At 65.0% G+C, this 17,604-nt stretch carries 18 protein-coding genes and 1 tRNA gene; 9 read left to right on the forward strand and 10 right to left on the reverse strand.

The genetic code is table 11. The features are described from left to right. Positions 1 to 698 precede the first annotated feature (698 nt). From A5780_RS11415 to A5780_RS11445, 7 genes are all read left to right on the forward strand, one after another. Positions 699 to 2,195 (forward strand): NAD(P)/FAD-dependent oxidoreductase, encoded by a 1,497-nt coding sequence (locus A5780_RS11415; protein WP_063011391.1) that lies wholly within the window; start codon positions 699 to 701, stop codon positions 2,193 to 2,195. A 49-nt stretch (positions 2,196 to 2,244) separates the two neighbouring features. Continuing rightward, on the forward strand, positions 2,245 to 2,865 hold the full coding sequence (locus A5780_RS11420; RefSeq protein WP_064906784.1) for a hypothetical protein: 621 nt from the start codon (positions 2,245 to 2,247) through the stop codon (positions 2,863 to 2,865). Beyond that, positions 2,866 to 4,137, forward strand: a complete 1,272-nt coding sequence (locus A5780_RS11425) for a cation:proton antiporter (protein ID WP_063011393.1) — start codon at positions 2,866 to 2,868, stop codon at positions 4,135 to 4,137. A gap of 187 nt (positions 4,138 to 4,324) precedes the next feature. After that, positions 4,325 to 5,608 (forward strand): cytochrome P450, encoded by a 1,284-nt coding sequence (locus A5780_RS11430; protein ID WP_082856779.1) that lies wholly within the window; start codon positions 4,325 to 4,327, stop codon positions 5,606 to 5,608. Positions 5,609 to 5,754: 146 nt separating this feature from the next. Next, positions 5,755 to 5,828 (forward strand) — tRNA-Gly (locus tag A5780_RS11435). A 299-nt stretch (positions 5,829 to 6,127) separates the two neighbouring features. Then, complete coding sequence (locus A5780_RS39030) at positions 6,128 to 7,090, forward strand: alpha/beta fold hydrolase (protein WP_197521725.1); 963 nt, start codon at positions 6,128 to 6,130, stop codon at positions 7,088 to 7,090. Between the two features lie 108 nt (positions 7,091 to 7,198). Continuing rightward, the gene (locus tag A5780_RS11445; protein ID WP_082976412.1) at positions 7,199 to 7,762 is read left to right on the forward strand and encodes an MmpS family transport accessory protein; all 564 of its coding nucleotides are present in this window, start codon (positions 7,199 to 7,201) and stop codon (positions 7,760 to 7,762) included. 41 nt (positions 7,763 to 7,803) lie between these two features. Here the strand turns inward: A5780_RS11445 and A5780_RS11450 are convergent, their stop codons facing one another. From A5780_RS11450 to A5780_RS11460, 3 genes are read right to left on the reverse strand one after another with little or no spacing between them, the layout of a single operon-like run. After that, complete coding sequence (locus tag A5780_RS11450; protein ID WP_064908390.1) at positions 7,804 to 8,643, reverse strand: helix-turn-helix transcriptional regulator; 840 nt, start codon at positions 8,641 to 8,643, stop codon at positions 7,804 to 7,806. Further along, positions 8,640 to 9,179, reverse strand: coding sequence for a DUF6879 family protein (locus A5780_RS11455; RefSeq protein ID WP_064908391.1), 540 nt, complete (start codon positions 9,177 to 9,179; stop codon positions 8,640 to 8,642). Before A5780_RS11455 ends, A5780_RS11450 begins: the two co-directional genes overlap by 4 nt. Then, a complete protein-coding gene (locus tag A5780_RS11460) occupies positions 9,160 to 9,393 on the reverse strand; it encodes a hypothetical protein (RefSeq protein ID WP_231982923.1) in 234 nt (77 codons plus the stop codon). Before A5780_RS11460 ends, A5780_RS11455 begins: the two co-directional genes overlap by 20 nt. Positions 9,394 to 9,698: 305 nt before the next feature. Here A5780_RS11460 and A5780_RS39895 point away from each other — a divergent pair, with 305 nt between their 5' ends. Together A5780_RS39895 and A5780_RS11465 are read left to right on the forward strand one after the other, a co-directional pair. Further along, the gene (locus tag A5780_RS39895; protein WP_156769444.1) at positions 9,699 to 9,917 is read left to right on the forward strand and encodes a hypothetical protein; all 219 of its coding nucleotides are present in this window, start codon (positions 9,699 to 9,701) and stop codon (positions 9,915 to 9,917) included. Then, complete coding sequence (locus tag A5780_RS11465) at positions 9,914 to 10,237, forward strand: hypothetical protein (protein WP_064908393.1); 324 nt, start codon at positions 9,914 to 9,916, stop codon at positions 10,235 to 10,237. Before A5780_RS39895 ends, A5780_RS11465 begins: the two co-directional genes overlap by 4 nt. A 1,351-nt stretch (positions 10,238 to 11,588) precedes the next feature. Here A5780_RS11465 and A5780_RS11470 read toward each other — a convergent pair. The 7 genes from A5780_RS11470 to A5780_RS11500 are packed head-to-tail and all read right to left on the reverse strand — an operon-like array spanning position 11,589 to position 17,599. Next, positions 11,589 to 11,999, reverse strand: a complete 411-nt coding sequence (locus A5780_RS11470) for a hypothetical protein (protein WP_156769445.1) — start codon at positions 11,997 to 11,999, stop codon at positions 11,589 to 11,591. 17 nt (positions 12,000 to 12,016) lie between these two features. Then, a complete protein-coding gene (locus A5780_RS11475) occupies positions 12,017 to 13,450 on the reverse strand; it encodes a hypothetical protein (protein ID WP_064908395.1) in 1,434 nt (477 codons plus the stop codon). Between the two features lie 35 nt (positions 13,451 to 13,485). Then, positions 13,486 to 13,764, reverse strand: coding sequence for a hypothetical protein (locus A5780_RS11480; protein ID WP_156769446.1), 279 nt, complete (start codon positions 13,762 to 13,764; stop codon positions 13,486 to 13,488). 21 nt (positions 13,765 to 13,785) lie between these two features. Beyond that, positions 13,786 to 14,433 carry a hypothetical protein gene (locus A5780_RS11485; RefSeq protein ID WP_064908397.1) on the reverse strand — a complete coding sequence of 216 codons (648 nt, stop codon included), beginning with the start codon at positions 14,431 to 14,433 and terminating at the stop codon, positions 13,786 to 13,788. Continuing rightward, positions 14,430 to 15,500 carry a hypothetical protein gene (locus A5780_RS11490; protein WP_064908398.1) on the reverse strand — a complete coding sequence of 357 codons (1,071 nt, stop codon included), beginning with the start codon at positions 15,498 to 15,500 and terminating at the stop codon, positions 14,430 to 14,432. Before A5780_RS11490 ends, A5780_RS11485 begins: the two co-directional genes overlap by 4 nt. Next, complete coding sequence (locus A5780_RS11495; protein ID WP_156769447.1) at positions 15,470 to 16,546, reverse strand: hypothetical protein; 1,077 nt, start codon at positions 16,544 to 16,546, stop codon at positions 15,470 to 15,472. Before A5780_RS11495 ends, A5780_RS11490 begins: the two co-directional genes overlap by 31 nt. Before the next feature lie 9 nt (positions 16,547 to 16,555). Continuing rightward, positions 16,556 to 17,599: a hypothetical protein gene (locus A5780_RS11500; protein WP_064908400.1), complete on the reverse strand. Its 1,044-nt coding sequence runs from the start codon at positions 17,597 to 17,599 to the stop codon at positions 16,556 to 16,558. Positions 17,600 to 17,604 lie beyond the last annotated feature (5 nt).

Below are 17,604 nucleotides of genomic sequence, written 5' to 3' on the forward strand. Positions count from 1 at the left end.
GGCCTCGGCCGCTGCAGTGTTGCGGACGCCCAGCGGGCTGCCGAGACGACCGCGGCACTGACCGCGGAGACGACCACCGGATAGCGCCCACGGCACGAGTCGCGGTGCCGGCGTCAGGGCCCTGACGCCGGCACCGCGGCCTCGCGTGGACGCCCGTCGCATCGCCGGTGTGCCGCAATATCGTTCGGCCCCAAGGATTCTCCCGCACATGCCCGGCGACCAGGGCATACCCCGAAGGAGCCGTCGGAATCCGGCGGATGCCACGCGGGAACCGGACAAAGGCCTTACTCTGATTGAGTCGGTGGAAGTGGGGTGATGCCGGGCGTGACCAACCGGGACTGCGAACCCGCATCGGTCCGTCGTCACCGTCTCTATGGCTTTGCTCGCCGAAAACGGCACTCACGTAACGCAACGTCGCGTCCCCTGTCGTGACCCCAGCCGCGCATCACAGACAGCGGCATTTTCGTACCTATAGCAGCTATCTTCTAGCTACGCTCTGTCTGTATGAACTTGCATCGAAACTTACTGTTTCCCTTGATGATTCAAGTACTACTGATAAACTGATTCCCCGTGCGCCGAGTTCGAGTTAACAAGCGGCTACGGAGGTTTCGGAGTTTGTCGTAGGGCATGCCATCCGGACTCGGTCCGGCAGCCGATCAGGCGCACCGTCCGTTCGTACGCAGTTCCAGGGAGTTGCTATGGGGAACAACGAAATTCCGCGCGTTCTGGTGGTAGGCGGCGGCCCCGCGGGGTCGACCGCAGCCGCACTGCTCGCACGGTCCGGAGTGCAGGTGACCCTCCTGGAGCGGGATACGTTCCCGCGCTATCACATCGGAGAATCACTGCTGGCCTCGTGCCTGTCCACGCTGCGGGTTTCCGGCGCCTACGACAGGGTCGCCGCGCACGGCTTCCAGATCAAACGCGGCGGCTACTTCCAATGGCAGAACGACACCTGGCTGCTGGACTGGTCCAAGCTCGTCGATGCCGAGGCATGGTCCTGGCAGGTCGACCGGGCCACCTTCGACGATCTCCTGCTGCGCAATGCCGCCGACCAGGGCGCGGAGGTCATCGAACAGGCGACCGTCAAGAACATCCTGTTCGACGGTGAGCGTCCGACCGCGGCAGAGTGGGTCAAGGCCGGCGACGACACCGTCCACACCGCCGAGTTCGATTTCCTCGTCGACGCCACCGGCCGAGATGGGTTGCTGGCCAAGCACTTCGGCATGCGTCGCCAACATCCGGCCTTCCGCAACGTGGCGATCTGGTCCTACTGGAAGGGCGCACACCTGCACCCGGACAGCCCGGAGGGCGCGATCAACGTGGTGTCGACCCAGGAGGGCGGCTGGTTCTGGAACATTCCGCTCGCCGACGGCCGTACCAGCGTCGGTTATGTGGTCTCGGCGCGGCTGGCCGCGGAGAAGCTGCGCGCGCACGATTCGCGCCAGTCGTACTACCTGGAGACCATCCGGGAGAGCAAGCCGATGTGCGAGATGCTCGAGGGCGCCGAGCAGATCGCCGACGTACGGGCCGAACAGGACTACTCCTACGTCGCCGACCGGTTCTGCGGACCCGGCTACGTCCTCGTCGGCGACGCGGCCTGCTTCCTGGATCCGTTGCTGTCCACCGGAGTTCACCTGGCGACCTATTCCGGGCTCGTGTCCGCGGCGGCGATCGCTACCACACTGCGCGGTGAGATGTCCGAAACCGATGCGCTGGCGTACTACGAGTACACCTACCGCCGCGGCTACACCCGGTTCCTCTCGCTGGTCTCACGGATGTACGAGCACTACATCGGCTCCGAGGAATACTTCGCGCACGCGCACAAGCTCACCGACGTCCACGACGGCGATTCGCCCGAGCAGTCGTTCACCCGGATCATGGCCGGCCTGACCGATGTCAGCGAGACCACGGGCGATCAGGACCGCACCGGCACCGAGGTCATCGTCGCCGAGGCGGAGCGTCTGCACACCGCCCCGGAGACCGACGGGGTCAACATCAAGTACATGGGCGGCCTGGATATGTCGCCGGTCTGGGACCACTGGCGCGATCCGCTGTCCGACACCACGATGGGCGAGATTCGCATCACCACGGAACCGGTGTTCGGCCTGACCACCCGCCCGCGCTCCGACGCCGAGCGCGAGGCTATGACTCTCCCGGTCCAACCGCCCCGCAAGGGTGCCGGCGCCGCTCTCTAGCGGTGACGTCACCAGGACTCCCGGTGCGAACCGAGACGTGGAGTCGACAGTGACCGTCACAGGATCCGTCCCAGGCCCGCTGAGCGAACCCACGCCCAGCGGGCCGGGTCCCCGGACGAACCCGGCCACGCAGATCGAGCGATTCCACCACCCCACGACCCGAACCCTGCTGTCGGGCACCGGCTTCACGACCACGGCGCTCGAACATATCCTCGGGACGACGCTGAGCGTGCACGTCCTGCGCCAGCAGCAGGTTCCGCCCCGAACACTGCCCACATTCATCGTCGACGAACTCCGGCTGCAGGATGCCGACGGCGCGCTGGTCCGGCGCTCCCGCCTGGTCACCCCCGCGCTGGCGACCGTCTCGCTCAATTACGTAGTGGCCGTGCCACAATCGGCTGCCGCCAGCGGCATCGACGATGTCCGGATGCCGATCGGCCACGGCTTGCTCACCCGCGGCCTACCCCAGCACCGCCGCCTGCTCTGGGCGGGCATCAGACGGTGGCCGGACGGCCGGCCCAGTGCGTCCAGGGCGTACATCATGACGCTCGGCCGCCGCCCCGTGTGCTACATCCGCGAAGTCTTCCATCCCGCGGTCGTCCCGCCCGCACACACGACGGGTCCGCTGCCGGAACCGGCTCTGCCGGATGATGTTTTCGAGGAGAACTGAGTGCCTGCTCCCACCATCACGGTCCTACTCGACTTGGTTCTCATCATGGCGGCCGCGCACCTGCTCGGATGGCTGGCCGAAAAGATCGGGCAGCCACCGGTCATCGGTGAGATCGCCGCCGGGATCCTGGCCGGTCCCACCGTCATCGGACACCACCTGTCCGCCACCCTGTTTCCCGAAGCCGGACGCTCGTATCTGACGCTGCTCGCCAATATCGGTGTGGCAGTGTTCATGTTCGTCGCCGGACTGGAACTCGATCGGGAGATATTCCGCGGCGCCCGGCGCTCGATCCCCGCGGTTTCCGCGGCGGCCTACGCGATTCCCTTCGCACTGGGCAGCGCGGTCGCGATCACCGTCCTGGCACGTCACACCACCGGGAATCGGTTGCACTTCGCGCTGTTCGTCGGCTGCGCGATGGCCGTGACCGCTTTTCCGGTACTGGCCCGAATCCTGCACGACCGCAATCTCGTTCGCACCGAGATCGGACAGCTCAGTCTGGCCTGCGCGGCGCTGGTCGACGTCGTGGCGTGGTCGGTCCTCGCCGTCGTCCTCGCCCTCGCGCACCCCGGTGGTGTCCAGTGGCGGCTCGTTCTGCTCCTACCGCTGGTCGGTCTGCTGTGGTGGTTCATCCGACCGTTGCTGGCCCGGATCTCGGAATCCGGCACCCAGCAGACGATGATCGTGCTCGGCGTGGGTGGGGCGCTCGGGCTCGCCGCGATCACCGAATGGATCGGATTGCATCTGATCTTCGGCGCTTTCGCCTTCGGTGTCATATTCCCGCGCGAACGCCGCCGGACGGTCGAGGCCGGTGTGCGAATCCTGTGCATCCTGCTGATGCCCGGCTTCTTCGTGATCGCCGGGCTGGCCGTGGATCTCGGCTCGGTCGACGCGACATCGATCGGCGAACTGATCGCGGTCATCGGGGTCGCGGTGGTGGGCAAAGTCGGCAGCGTCTATCTCGCAGGGCGGTTGACCGGGATGCAGTCGCGAGCGGCCGCCGCGGTGGCAGCGCTGCTCAACACCCGAGGTCTGACCGAGCTGGTGATTCTGAACGTGGGCCTGACCACCGGCCTCATCGGCACCCAGTTGTATTCACTGCTGGTGATAATGGCCCTGGTGACCACCGCGTCGACGGCGCCGATGCTCCGTCTGCTCGGCATATCTCGCGGCGACCGGCCGTCCCGTCCGCCGCACACACCGGACTCGGAGCGCGATCCGGACGCGGGCGCCGTGGCCGCGGCCGCGTCGCCCGATATGAGCGGAAAGCTCTGACCCACAAGCACATCCGATCGACTCCGGATGCGGGTGGCGGCACCCTACTCCCACGTTCGCAGACACCGTCGCCGCGTCGCTGCTATGTTGCTTGCGTGGGCGAACCGCCAGGCACCGTGAGCGCGACATGTGCCGCGCCCGCCGAGCTGTCGTCGAATTCCTGTTCCACCCGTCTGGAGTCCCGTCTTTGACCACACCACAGTCACCCCTTCCCGAGCCCTACATCACGGCGACCGGAATATGTCCCGTCCAGCACGGCTCGCCCTTCGATGCCGACGACGACCGATTCCCGATGTACACAGCCGAATTCGTCGCCGATCCACATGCCGCCTATCGAGAGATGCGACGGCAGTACCCCTCCCTCGTTCCCGTCGAGCTCGCCCCCGGTGTGCCTGCCACCCTGGTCATCGACTACGCCGTCGCGGTTCGCATCCTCAACGATCCGGACCACTTTCCCTCCGATCCGCGCACCTGGCAGAAAACCATTCCGCAGGATTCACCGGTGCGCCCGATGATGGAGTGGTATCCGGCAGCCCGGTACAACACCGGTGCGCCGCATGCCCGTTACCGCGCTCCGTCGGTCGCCGCGATCGACCACATCGACCTCCACAGCGTGCCCGCGATCGTGGAAAGGGTTGCCGTTCCGCTGGTCAACTCCTTCTGTGAGCAGGGATCCGCCGATCTCGTCATGCAGTACTCGTTCCCGCTGGTCCTCGAGGTCCTCAACCGGATGGTCGGCTGCCCGGCCGATATCGGGACCCGCGTCGCCAACGGCATGGCCGCCCGGTTCGACACCGTCAGAGGTCAACAGGGCATGGACATGCTCAAGGAAGCGCTGATGGAACTGATCGCGTTCCGGCGCGAGCAGCCGGGCGACGACGTCACCTCGCACCTGGCTCATCACCCGAACGGCCTCAACGACGTCGAGGTGTTCGCCCAGCTGATGTCCTTCTACGGCGCCGGCTTCGAGGCCCAGCGCAATCTCATCAACAACGCGCTGATGCTCATCCTCACCGATGAGCGATTCCGGTTCGGCGACATCCTCGGCCGCAACCTGTCCACCACCGACGCCCTCGACGAAATCCTGTTCAACGACCCGCCGATGGCCAACTTCTGCACCACCTATCCACGGCAGCCGATCATGATCGACGGTGTGTGGCTGCCCGCCGATCAGCCGGTCCTGATCAGCCTCGCGGCGTGCAACAACGATCCGAAGATCCGCGGCGAAGCCTCGAGCAGTATCGGCAACCGTTCGCATCTGGCCTGGAGCACCGGCCCGCACAGCTGCCCCGCCAAATCGGTGGCCTACCTGACGGTCCAGAACGCCATCGACCAGCTCTTCGACGCGCTGCCGGAAATTCAGTTGGCCGTCCCGGCCGCACAACTGGAATGGCGGCCCGGCCCGTTCCACCGGGCCCTGACCTCGTTGCCGGTCGTCTTCCCCAAATCGCCGCCCCTGCCCGTGATGTAGCCACCCTCATCGCCCGGCCCGGGCGACCGCCGCGACGGTCGCCGGGTCGGGTGGCGACTCGCCCATTCGGGTCGGGTCGTTCTAGATGGGAAGTTGTGATCTCCGGGACGGGCTCTGCTATCTTCTCTGCAGTGCCTCACGCACCGGCCGGTGTAGTTTAGTGGTAGAACATCAGCTTCCCAAGCTGAGAGTGCGGGTTCGATTCCCGTCACCGGCTCCAGCAAGAAACCCCAGTCTACCAGGGGTTATACCCGGAACGGTAGTTCGGGAGAATGGGGTACTGTACCCCATCCTGTACCCAATAGACGTCCACACGAAAACGGACGTGTTCGGAACGACCAGGCACGGAACAATCTCGCTGGATGGTTGCTACCAACCCTCGCAGTCGACGGAACAGCCTCGATCTTCGTTCTCATCATCGCCATCCTCGCAGCATTTCCTGCGGCTTCAGCGCGCGCCGACGCTCTTTTGTGCGCCAGCGGATCGGGATGCCGCGCTGTTGCATTGCACCCGTCTCCGGTGGCCGCCCCTGCCGGCGTACACGCGGTCGGGCGGATAGACGCCGCATTGAATGATTCCAACCGCGCCCGCACGATCATGGTGTCGGCGTGGTATCCGACTGCCAGGCGGGCCGTTCCGGCGCCCTACGTGCCCGCTGTCGGGCCTGTAGTGCAGTCGCAGATAGCGACCGTGGCCGCGAGTTGGATGCACGCCACAGCGGCAGCGGTGAGGATGATCGGGGCGCAAGCTGACGCCACCGAGGGTGCGGCCGTGGTGGGCGACCGGTTGCCTGTCGTCGTCGTCTCGCCCGGAATGGGAACGCCGCGTTGGATCCTGTCGGGATTGGCGGGCGAGCTGGCGTCGCGGGGATACGTCGTGATCGTTATCGATCACACAGGCGAGAGTCCGGGTGTTCAGTTCCCTGACGGCAGTGTGGTGTTCGGGGATGCACCGACTGTGTCCGACGACTACATGCGCACCCAGTTGGCTGCCAGGATCGCGGACACGCGGCTCACGCTCGACCGTCTCGCCGCGCTCCCGATCGTCGGCGCGCACCTCGACCTCGACCGGATCGCGCTCGCTGGGCATTCCTACGGCGGAACCACGGCAGTGCAGACGATGGCCGCCGATCCGCGGGTCAAGGCCGTGGTCGTGCTCGACGGGCCCGCCGGATGGGACAACGTCGCTACCGCGCCGACCGTGAATGGTCCTGTGCTGCTAGTCGATCTGACGGGCGTGTGGACATCGAGTTGGAATGGCTTCCACGACAGCCGCTTCGAGTCCGTCGAGGTGTCGGGCGCTGGCCACTACTCGGCGAGCGACCTGTGTGCCTTCGACGATGAGGAAGACGTGTGCGGCACGCTGCCCGCTGATCAGGCCGCGACCGTGACCCGAGGAGTAGTGGGTGCGTGGCTCGACTGCCAGTTGCGCGGTATGGAAACGCCGCGATTCACCGCACCTGTGATCAGTTGGCGCACCTAACGATTCCCTAATTGCTCCGCGCGTCTCGGCAACACGCCGCTCCCGCGGTAACGACTCTCAGCCTCTCCACAGAAATCCACTCGCAACCCGAGATGAGGAGTACCCAAAATGAGCACGCCCTACCCGCAGCAGCAGCCCCCATATCCGCCCCAGCCTCCGCAGCCTCCGCAGAAGAAGCGCAAGGTGTGGCCGTGGGTGCTGCTCGCCGTCGTGATCCTGTTCTTCGGTGGCTGTTTCGCCATCGTCGGCACTGCCGGCAAGAAGGTCAGCGATGCCGTAGATCAGGCTTCGTCGTCGATCGCGTCAGCTGCCAGTCAGACCCACGCTCCCGGCGAGGCTGCCGGTCCTGCGCCTGCTGCGCCGCCGCCGCTGACAGCGAAGCCCAACACTGGCAAGGGCAAGACGGTTGTGTATGAGGTGATCTCGGATGCGGACACGCTGAACAACGTGTCGTACTTCGACGAAAACTCCGACATGAAGCAGGAGATCTCGCCGTCAGCGCCGTGGAACAAGACTCTGGTCAACACGTCGACCGTCGTTATCGCCGGTCTCGGCGCGCAGACGACAGGCACATCGGTCACATGCCGAATCACGGTCGACGGCAAGGTGAAAGACGAAAAGACCTCGACCGGCAAGTATGCGGTCGTGAACTGCACAGCACCGTCGTTCTAGACGCTGCGTAGCGAAGGGGACGTCCGCGGTGGACGTCCCCTTCATGCTGTCTGGTGCTTGGCGAGCGCGTGGTTGATCAATGCGCGGGCCGCATCGCCAGTCGCAGCCTGGGCAGCCAAAAGTTCGAATGCGCGTGCGTAGACCGCTATTTCTTGTGGCTGTGTGATCGTGAGTTCGGCAGTGATCGCTTCGACAGTCACCATGCGGCTGTCGAAGATGACGAAGTTCGTCGTCTGCATCGGCGGACCAGACCGGGCGGGGATGATGCCCAGCAGTACGCGAGAGAGCCCCTGAACGGCCAGCAGGCGGTCCATCTGTCCCACCATGACAGAAGGGCTACCAACGGTGGTGTAGAGGGCTTGTTCGGCGATCAGGACATGGAACTTGCGGTCGCCGCGGTAGAGGAACTGTTGCCGCTCTAAGCGTTTGGCTACCGCGTCGTCGATGTCGTCGGGCAGCCGGTAGAAGTCGACGACGTGCCGGAGAATCGCTTCGGCGTAGTCGGCGGTTTGCAGGATGCCAGGGATGATCGCGGGCTGGTAGATCCGCATCCGCGTCGACCGCTCAGCGAGTCGGACCGACTTCTGCTGTCCGCGCTTGAGCCCTGCCGCGTGCTGGCGCCGGTACTCCATGTAGGCGGCGTCGATGTTGTGGACAGTGGCGAGGAGATCGTCGAGCTGATCATTCGCGCCTGTGTGCTCCACGTAGGCGCGAATGTCAGCGTCGGAGGGCTTGATACGCCCGTATTCGATCTTGGAGACCTTCGATTCATGCCACCCGGACACTCGGGCGAGGTCGCGGCCAGAGACACCAGCCCTGCGGCGGATCTCTCTGAGCCGCTGCCCGAGTGCCTTCCGGGCTTCATGAACGCTGTCGGTCACTTGTGACTGTTTACCGCACGGTCGGCCACGTACTGCACGTACGGCGTCGCCGAGGGCCACAGGTGGTTCTTCGCCCACCTGCACCGCCGGATCACCACAGGATCGGTACTCAGCGCGGCCGTGCCGGTTGAGCGCCCGTCCGCGTCGAACAGGTTGAACACCACCCGGTCGTCATCGAACAGCCAGAAGTCGTCGCCAGGAACGTCATTGCCGGCGTCCTGGCGTGCGAGATAGCGGATGTCCTCGCCTGCGTCGGTGTTCAGTTCGGCGAGTGCGAGCAGCCAACGCTGATAGTCGCAGTCCGGATCCGTGACGACGCGAAGACGAGTGACCGCGACACCGCGGTCTGTCGTCGCGCGCATGAGGTCAGACCACGGCTGGAACCAAGCGTGGTCGTCTGGCTCGCCGGCGAGGTACTTCCGCAAGGGTTCGGACTCGGTAGGAACCGCGTAGGTGTCGCGGAGTTCCAGGTGAAACGCTTCTCGCCGGCACTGCCCGAACAACTCAGGCCACGGGTCACCCTTGAGCAGCTGCACCGTAGAACGTCCTCTCACACTTGGGGACCTCGATCGCGGTTTCGTCGGCTGCAAGTTCGAGCTGACTCAACACGTCGGAGTCCACGACGGGCCGCCCCGTGACCGTGAAGGTGCCACGCCCGGTGTCGGTCAGCGTGGCGCCGATGAAGGTTCGCGGTTCCGCGAATCCGGTCAGCAGGTGCGGGATCTCGACGGTTCCCGGACTATCGGTCACCCACCCCTGTACGACGAAAGAGTCCTGGTCAGTGGCGTACAGAGTCGGGCAATCGTTGGATCCGGACCCACCTTTGCCGAGGAATGTTAGGCGCATCGCATTGCTCCCTGTCCAGCAGTGTGCACGGACTTTCCGCACTGATATTCATGATCCCCTGAACTTTCGGACACGTCAGGCTGATCGCTGAATATGAGCAAGTTTGTGCACACTCCTGGATCTGGCGCCGTCCGGTTTTCTACCGTCGAGCCAGGTGCAGCGCTTTTCCGCCGCACCGCATCCCTGCATCGACGAGCAAGGGGGCTTGCATGGCTACAAGTCGGACCGCCGAGACCGCGGTGCTGAATGTGCTGGCACCCGGTGGCCTACTCACACTCGAACAAGTTGCGGCACAGGCGCATCTGACCGGTCGGGCGACACGCCGCACACTGGGGCGTCTGATGGCCCGCGGCTTGATCGGCCTGGCGTACCACTCCCGCTGGACAATCACCCAGCAGGGCGTTCGTGTGACTGGTGGAAGACAGTGAGAGCGCGACCGACCGCGCTGGGCTGGATCGCGGATGAGGTGAGTGAAGCCCCGGAATGGGATGCGGCGCAATTGCAGCGGCTAGCAAGGCATCTGGGTTACGCGATGGTGTGGCCGGCCGCGAGTCTGCTCGCGCTCCCGGACCTTGTGCGTGAAGCCGATGTCGATGCGGTGTTGACGCCGTCGACCGAGCACATCGACGCGCTCACCCTGAATGCGGTGATGGCGGTCGCGGATGTGGAGACAGTGTTGCCGCGGCTGTCGTTCGCGAAATGGCCAGACTTCAACCTACGGAAGGGGTTAGGGTGCTCGATCTTCTGATCGTCGTGCTTCCGCTGTCGGTGGCCATCTATATCGGGATCGTGCGGTGGCCGCAGCGTAAGCCCCGGCAGCGCGGCGTCTCGAAGGGTCGCATTTCAAATGCGACCCCTCCGAAGTGACAGACATCTTGTCCGTCACATGGCCTGACCTGCGGGGCTCTACCCTCGAAGAACTGCGGAGTATCTGACCTGCGGATTTAGGTCGCATCCCGAATGCGACCACAGTTGAGAGTTCCTTCGGGAAACTCTCAAATCTTGAGCCCGACACGATGTCGGTCTCACTCAGTCGAGTGAAAAGCCAATTCCTACGCGACCGCGTAAGAACCTCGTCCGACCGCGAGGAGGAAGGAGGCGCCACACGGTAAGGCACAATCGGATACAGACGCCGCCCGCCGCTCCACAAGCAGGTCGGGCGGCGTCGCCATCTCTCGGGCGTCCAAGAAAGTGCAGGTCAGGTGCTACCCGAATTTGGGTACCCTCCTGAACAGGGGATCCGGAAGCTGCGTTGTGACCATCACAACGCAGCTTCCGCGCCAACCGTGGAGAAATTCTCCACGGTTGCCTCGCGCCTGGACTTTCGGGGGGATCCCCCAAAATTGCAGGTCAGGGCATACACGAATTCGTGTACCCCCAACCGTTACCCAGAGGGATACGGTTCTCGCGAATACCGTCCGCCAGACGGAGGGTATTCACTCCCGCCAGCCCAGGCCGCGACGCAGCCGTTGTGGTGATAACAACGACTGGAAGTAATACGGATTTCGTACTAGAAGGCTGGTGGGCAGTTGGGGTGCTCAACACCTCAACTGGTCGGGTCCGACATGCGAAACGTCAGGCTTTTCACGTACAGGCGTGAAATGCGCTTTCCGAGCCGTCGGAGCCAGCAAGGTCCCGAAGGCGGGCGGACTCGATCGCGCGCATCTGCCGACGGAACCCCTGAACGCGATCAGCGTCGTATCCGCCGGCGGGATGCCGTGTCTGGTCACTCGTGTACAGCTTCACGCTCCAGCCCGCCCTTCCAGTCGTTCGCTCCGCTGTCGACGTATCACCGGCAGTAGCGCCCCGCGGATGATGGCCTTCTGTCGGTCAGTGAGCGGCGGCGCGGAGGCCAGTTGCCTAGCAATCCACTCCTCTTTGCGCGCTTCGTAATTCGACGATCGATGGGAACTCAAGCCATCACCTCGCTTCGGTCCGAAAGCCCAATATGCAAATCCACATATTGGCACTGACCAGCAACTTTACGGGATCGCGTAAAGTTTCCGCCCGACCGCAGGTCGCAGGGGTCGGCAACACTGCCGACCCTTGCGACCAGCTGATGTAAGTCTGGCTTAGGGCAGCTTCGGTTTCGTACTAGATCATGCGGCGTCGATCTGCAGGTAGGTGCCGGCGGCGGCCAGGGTGTTGCCGCTGCCGAACGAGGCGGCCACCCGCATATCGAGCGTGTCGGCGGCCCCGACCGCGACACCGGCGATATCGAGGGTGATCGTGCCTGTCGTTGCGAGCGTTGCCGACTTGATCTGTACGCCGTTCAGGTAGATGTAGCCCGTGATCGTCGCAGCGAACGAGTTGCCCGAAATCGCCATGCGTGCAGTCACGTTCACGGTGCCCGCTCGGTCGACGACAAGTGCGTTGCTGGTGATCGTCGTGGCCGGATATCCGGCGTCCGCCGTCCACGTCGGCACGATCGTCGGCGTCGACGCGGTGACCGACATGGTGCCTGACTTGTTCATCTTCTGCGACGACGGCGGCAGCGCGCCGCCGCCCATGACTGTGATGGCCGGCATCAGCGAGTCACCGCCAGAATCTCGACCACCAGACCGTTGCCGGGTGTGGTGTCGACACCGGTGATGTACGGCAACAGCACGTCACCGGCATCGAAATCCCATGTGCCGGTATTGGTTGCGTTCGCCCCGCCCGCTGTCTGGTCAGCGACAGCGATAGTCTTCGACGTGCCGGTGACGGTGCTGCCGTTCTTGCGCAACTCGACCACGAGGCTTCCCGAAGCGCCAGCAGTGTTGCCGCGGTAGCGGACCTGCGTGGCCCGGATGTTGCGCTCCAGTTTGATGCCCTGCGGTGCGACGTTGCCGCCACCGACCGCACGCGCGGTACCGCCGGTGGTGTGCACGTAATAGATGTCGTACACCTGCCCTGCGGCCGTCGGCGTGCGAGCATCGGACAAGCGAGAATCGTTGCCCTCACACGCTGTGCCAGCGGCAGTGCCGATCGCGAGATTGCTTGTGCCGGCGCCGATCGCGGACCGGGCGTTGGCCTGGCTCGACGCGGTCAGCACGTTGCGGCCGATGGTCGTCGAATCGCTGATGTCGGCGGCTACGTGTGAATGCACGACCGGAGCCTTGCCAGCGAGACCGGGCACGGTGGGGCTGGCAGCAGTGCCGGCGAGGTCGCCGGTCAACTGGATGATGCCCTTGACACTCGACGTCGCGTCGGGCGCTGCCGGGCCAGTGTTGCCCGTATCGCCCTTCGGGAGGACAGCGTCAAGGGTGAAGTTGGGGCCGCCGGTGATGGTGATCGACGCCGGATCGCCAGGCGCGCCGGTGGTTACCGTGCCGACGGTCAAGCCGAAACTGTCGACCGCATCTTGCGCTTCAGTCGCATACGTGGATGCAGCGGTTGCGCTGGAGGCAGCAGCAGTTGCAGCGCTGGTGGCTGCCGCGATCTGCGGGACCGTGACTGGGTCGAGGTGGTCGCCGTTGTCCAGCACGAACACCAGGTCATCGCCGACGAGTGTCACATCGACGATGGACAGGCCACGAACGACGGCCTCACCGTTGGATGCCGGGACCGGCGAAACCTCCGTCAGGTCAACGAGTCCCACCGAATCAACGTCCGGGTGCGCCGGATCCGGGCCCGGAATGTATTCGGGCAACTCGAAACTGAACGGCGCCATCTCGACCTTTTCGCCCTCGTAGTAGAGGTCGAACGTGGCTTTCCACGTCCACGCGGTCGGATTGGTTTGAGCGTTGGGGGCGACCAGCTTCACGCCACGCCCACCACGCCACGTCAGATACCCGAACTCGTCGAGTTGGCATTCGTAATACTTCGGCAACTGCACATAGGTCGCCGGATCTGGTGACGCGTTGGGCACCAACACCTTCGGCGCGCCCGCCGTGAAGGTCACCGTACCGGTCAACGGCACGAATTCCGGAGTGTCATCGATATCGGGACCGTCGGCGATATTGGCCAGGAAGCGACCCACAACACGCCCGTATGCAAGCGGGGGAAGACTTGCCACTACAGATCCTCCTCCAGCTCAGGCGGCATGACAACAGGGTTCGGTGGCGGGTTCTGTCCCGCACGGGTCAACAGATCGGTGAGTTGATCGATGTAGCGCTGAAGCGCCCGGATCACGCGAGCAGCCGCCCGGAACTTGCCACGCTCGGCGGCCATCTGGGTTTCGAGTTCGGCTACGCGGCTCTGCAATTCGCTGACCTTTTTGGCCTGCCACGCCGTGAACGCGCCGATGATGCCGACAATCGCGACACCGATTGCTTGAATCAATTCGGGGGTCATCGAACCCCCACAGTGATTGGGTCAGCCATGCTGTTTGGCCTCCTCGATCTTGTTGCGGATCCGGTCGACCAGCCCGGCATAGGCTTCGGACTTCGTAGCGCCGGTGAACGCGATACCGCGGTGATGCGCCGCGACCCAGGTGCCGTCCTGCTGCTGTTTCGTCTCGATGTGCTCGATATCCCAGAACGCTTCGGGGTCGATGACCGGCCACTCGCCGTTCTCGTCGCGCTCGTAATGAAGACCGGTGTCGAATGGGTCGGTCAGACCGCCCGGCGTGGGCGCCCAACGGATCCGCTCACGCTCGGGTTGCTGCGCCCAGCCGCGGTCGACCAGGTATTGCGCGAGCCGCGCTGCCTGCGGGATACGCGCGACAGCAGGCTCCGCGATCTTGCGACCGCTCGGGGTGCGCCACTCGGGCAGATGCACCACGGTCAATTCCTCGATCAGGCGCCGCACTTCCGGATCGACCTCGGGCACGTCACCGGGATCGGGAAGCTTGCCCTCCTGCGCCAAGCGCATGAACTGGAGAAACTTCGGTGTGACGCGTGCACCGTCGGAGTCGATGTAGTCGCCGTTCTTGGCGGCTTCCTGCATCGCTTGGCGTTCGGCGCGTTCGCGGCCAATCTTGGTGACGATCTCGTCGACGATCTCCTGAGCGTCGTCGCTCACTGGTCCTCCAAAGGCTGCGCCATGATCACGAGTTGAGCGCCGCCGGCATCGAGGGTGTAGTTACCGGTGCCGACGACACGACGCGCGAGCACGTAAAGAGTGATGGTCTGATTTGGTTGCACCACAGCCGAAGTCGAGCCCGGAGTGATCGGGTAGTCAAACCTCGGATACAGCTGCACCTGTGTGTTGTTCGCCGCGCCGAGACCGCCGCCGTAGCCGATGAGCGGGCCGTCAACCGCGGACATGCGCACTTCGATGTCGACGCGGGTGTCACCCAAGGATGCGACGTGGGTCAGCAGGCCCACCGAGCCCGACAGCACGATCGGCCGCCATGCGACAGGCTGGCTCGGGATTGTCATCGTGGCAATGGTTTTCGGGCTGGTGTTCAGGTTGGATCCGGCGGTGAACTGTCCGGAGGCGATGGCCCACGGGCCCGCGAGACGCGGATTGGGTACCGGCCCCCACAGCGACGATGTCGAGTTCCACTCAAGAACGGCGTCCTGTTTGGCGCTGCTCAAGTCGCCCACGTCGGCGGCGTCGGAGATCGCGCCAGCCTCGCCGGGGTCGCCCTGGTCGCCGGTCGCACCGCGCGGGAAGGTGATCGACAGCGCCTGATTCGGTGCGGTGCCGGACAATGCCGCTGCCGCCGAACTGCCGGTAGCGCCGGCGATGCCGGTGCCCGTGAGCGTGGTCGGTGGGCCCTGCTTGCCGAGAGCGCCGAAAGCGTTCACGCTGCGGATCCACTCCATACCGGTCCACAGGTACAAGGCGTTCTCGTCCACAGCGCGCCACGCTTTGCGGGCGTCGGTGGTGTCGAGATCCAGCGCGGCCAGATCGGCGAAGGTGGCGGCGTCGCCCTGCCAGGTGAACAGATACGACGGGCCGCCTTGGGGGCCCGGATCGCCAGGCGGGCCCTGGCGGATCTGGACCAGCACTTCACGGCCGACCAGCTCGAACGAATTGACCGTGACCGGCAACCCGACCATGTCGGGAACGCCGCGCATCGTCACAGTGACGTCGGCGTCGAAGACGGTTGTCATGGTGCTCCCGTCACCGGCACCGCCCACACAGCAGCGTGTGCGCCGGTCCGGGTGTAGTAATAGGCGCCCGTTCCTACGGAGCGGCGCAACACGAGGTAGATGGCGGCAGCAGAGCCAGCGGCGATGACTCCCACGCTCGATGCCGGTGTCATGGCGGAGGTCTGGAACTGAGGAGTCAACCGGTTGATCCAGTCCAAGCCCCACGCGAAGCCGGGACCTTGGGCAACGATCTGCCCGGAGGCCGAACCGATGTGTGCTTCCAAGTCGACGAGAACCGAGCCGTCGTTTGCCGCGGTCCGCACGAGCGCACCGCCGGTCACCAGGGGCCGCCAGGCGACGTCTTGCGCGGGCACGTTGACGACACAAATGGTGTTCGGGGATGTGGTGACATTCGACTGAGAAGCGGCGAACCCGGAAGTGCCGTCCCAGGCTTGGTTTTCCACCACCGTCCACGGTCCACGCCAGCCGGGGTTGCCCTGCGGGGTCCACTTGCTGGTCGTGGAATTCCACACCGGTACGGCACCATTGGCGGTTCCGCCGCTGTTGTCGTAGTCGCTGGCCTGCCGCAGTGGCCCAGGCGAGCCGATCGGGCCCTTCTGCCCCTTCACACCGCGCGGCACAACGAGGTTGAGAGTCTGATTCGGCGGGCTGCCGGTGACGGTGGCGACGAGGTCGGAACCGACCGCACCGGTGGTGACGGTGCCGATGGTGAGGGTGTTCGGGGTGCCGTCGGGTCCTCGTCCGCCGATCGCTTCGGTGAAGTTGTCCCACGAACTACCGTTCCAGTAGGCGATAGTGTTGGTCGACAACACCCGCCACGCCTTACCCGCCTGCGCCGCACCGAGTTTCGGCGCAAGTGCTTGCAGCGCGGCTTGGTCGGCGATATCGCCTTCATAGCGCCACGGATACGCGTCCGGGCCGGTGATCCCGGTATCGCCCTGCGATCCCACCGGCATTTCCAGCGCCCCATCAGCGGGGGTGGCTTGCATCGACTGCGCGATGTCGCCGGCGCCGATGCCCTCATCGATGCCACGTATCAACGCCTTGTCGAAATAGTCGCCTACAGTTGACAATTCGGTCTCCTAGACGGGCATGGCCCACACGACCAGCGAGGCACCGGATTGCCGGTAGCCGATCTTGGCGGTGCTGCTCGCCGACCCGACCCGCTCGACGGTGACCACGATCGACGCGGACTGGTAGGCGGGGACGGTGGCGTAAGTGCTGGACGGGGACAGGGGTTTGGTGCCCTCGTCGCCGTAGGTCGGGTTCAGGGCAAGGGGGTTGTATGAGCCGTCGATTCGGGCGCCCGCTGCGGTGGCGAGCATGATGCCGTTCGAGTTGTTGAGCCGCGCGTAGGCGACAGCGTTCGTGCTCGATACCAGCTGGCAATAGATGGCCAGATGCCCATACACAACCGGCCGCCACTGGAACGGCAACGCCGGCAGGGTGAAGGTTCCGGCGATCAGCTTGTCGGTGGCCACTTCCTGATCGGCGGCGAAGTCGGTGCCCCACCACGACCAGGGGCCGAAGCCTCCTGGAGGTGGCTGGACACGCCACTTCTTCGCGCCCAGGTTGTAGGCGAGCACGCTGCCCTGAGTCGGGCCTGTCGAGTCGTCGTAGTCGGTGGCGTCCGAGATCGCACCAGAAGCGCCAGCCGGACCCGGTATGCCTTGCAGACCGGCAGGGACCGTCACGGCCACAGCCAGATCGGGGCCACTGCCGGTTACCTTGACCGCGGGAACGGTCAGCGCCGGATCGTGCAGCGTTGTTGTGGTGATCGTTGTCGCTGGCGCGTTAGAGCCCTGGTCGCCGACAGCGTCGGGGGAATGCACCCACGACGTGCCGGTCCAGAAGTCCATGCCGTTGTCGTCGAGGCGATGCCACCACTTGCCGCGATCGTCGGCGCCGAGCCCGGTGGGGCGGGCACCTGCGTTGGCGATGGTGCCTACCTTGATGAACGGAGCCTGTGCCGAGCCGCGGTCACCGATCGGACCGTCGGGGCCGTCCGGCAGCGGCAGCGCCGCCGAATCGGCGTCCGGGGTCACGGTGGCGGTCAGTACCGGCAGACCGTTGATGTCGACGTCGCGGTCGACGCTGATGTGCGCCGGGAAACTGGTATCGGTCAACGCTT

It is taken from the genome of Nocardia sp. 852002-20019_SCH5090214, from assembly GCF_001665865.1.
Lineage (GTDB): Bacteria > Actinomycetota > Actinomycetes > Mycobacteriales > Mycobacteriaceae > Nocardia > Nocardia nova.

Bases quoted from the DNA above. Each gene is read 5' to 3' on its own strand.
- A5780_RS11415 (WP_063011391.1), top strand. From the start codon at position 699: ATGGGGAACAACGAAATTCCGCGCGTTCTGGTGGTAGGCGGCGGCCCC.
- A5780_RS11445 (WP_082976412.1), top strand. From the start codon at position 7,199: ATGAGCACGCCCTACCCGCAGCAGCAGCCCCCATATCCGCCCCAGCCT.
- A5780_RS39895 (WP_156769444.1), top strand. From the start codon at position 9,699: ATGGCTACAAGTCGGACCGCCGAGACCGCGGTGCTGAATGTGCTGGCA.
- A5780_RS11470 (WP_156769445.1), bottom strand. From the start codon at position 11,999: ATGGGCGGCGGCGCGCTGCCGCCGTCGTCGCAGAAGATGAACAAGTCA.
- A5780_RS11480 (WP_156769446.1), bottom strand. From the start codon at position 13,764: ATGACCCCCGAATTGATTCAAGCAATCGGTGTCGCGATTGTCGGCATC.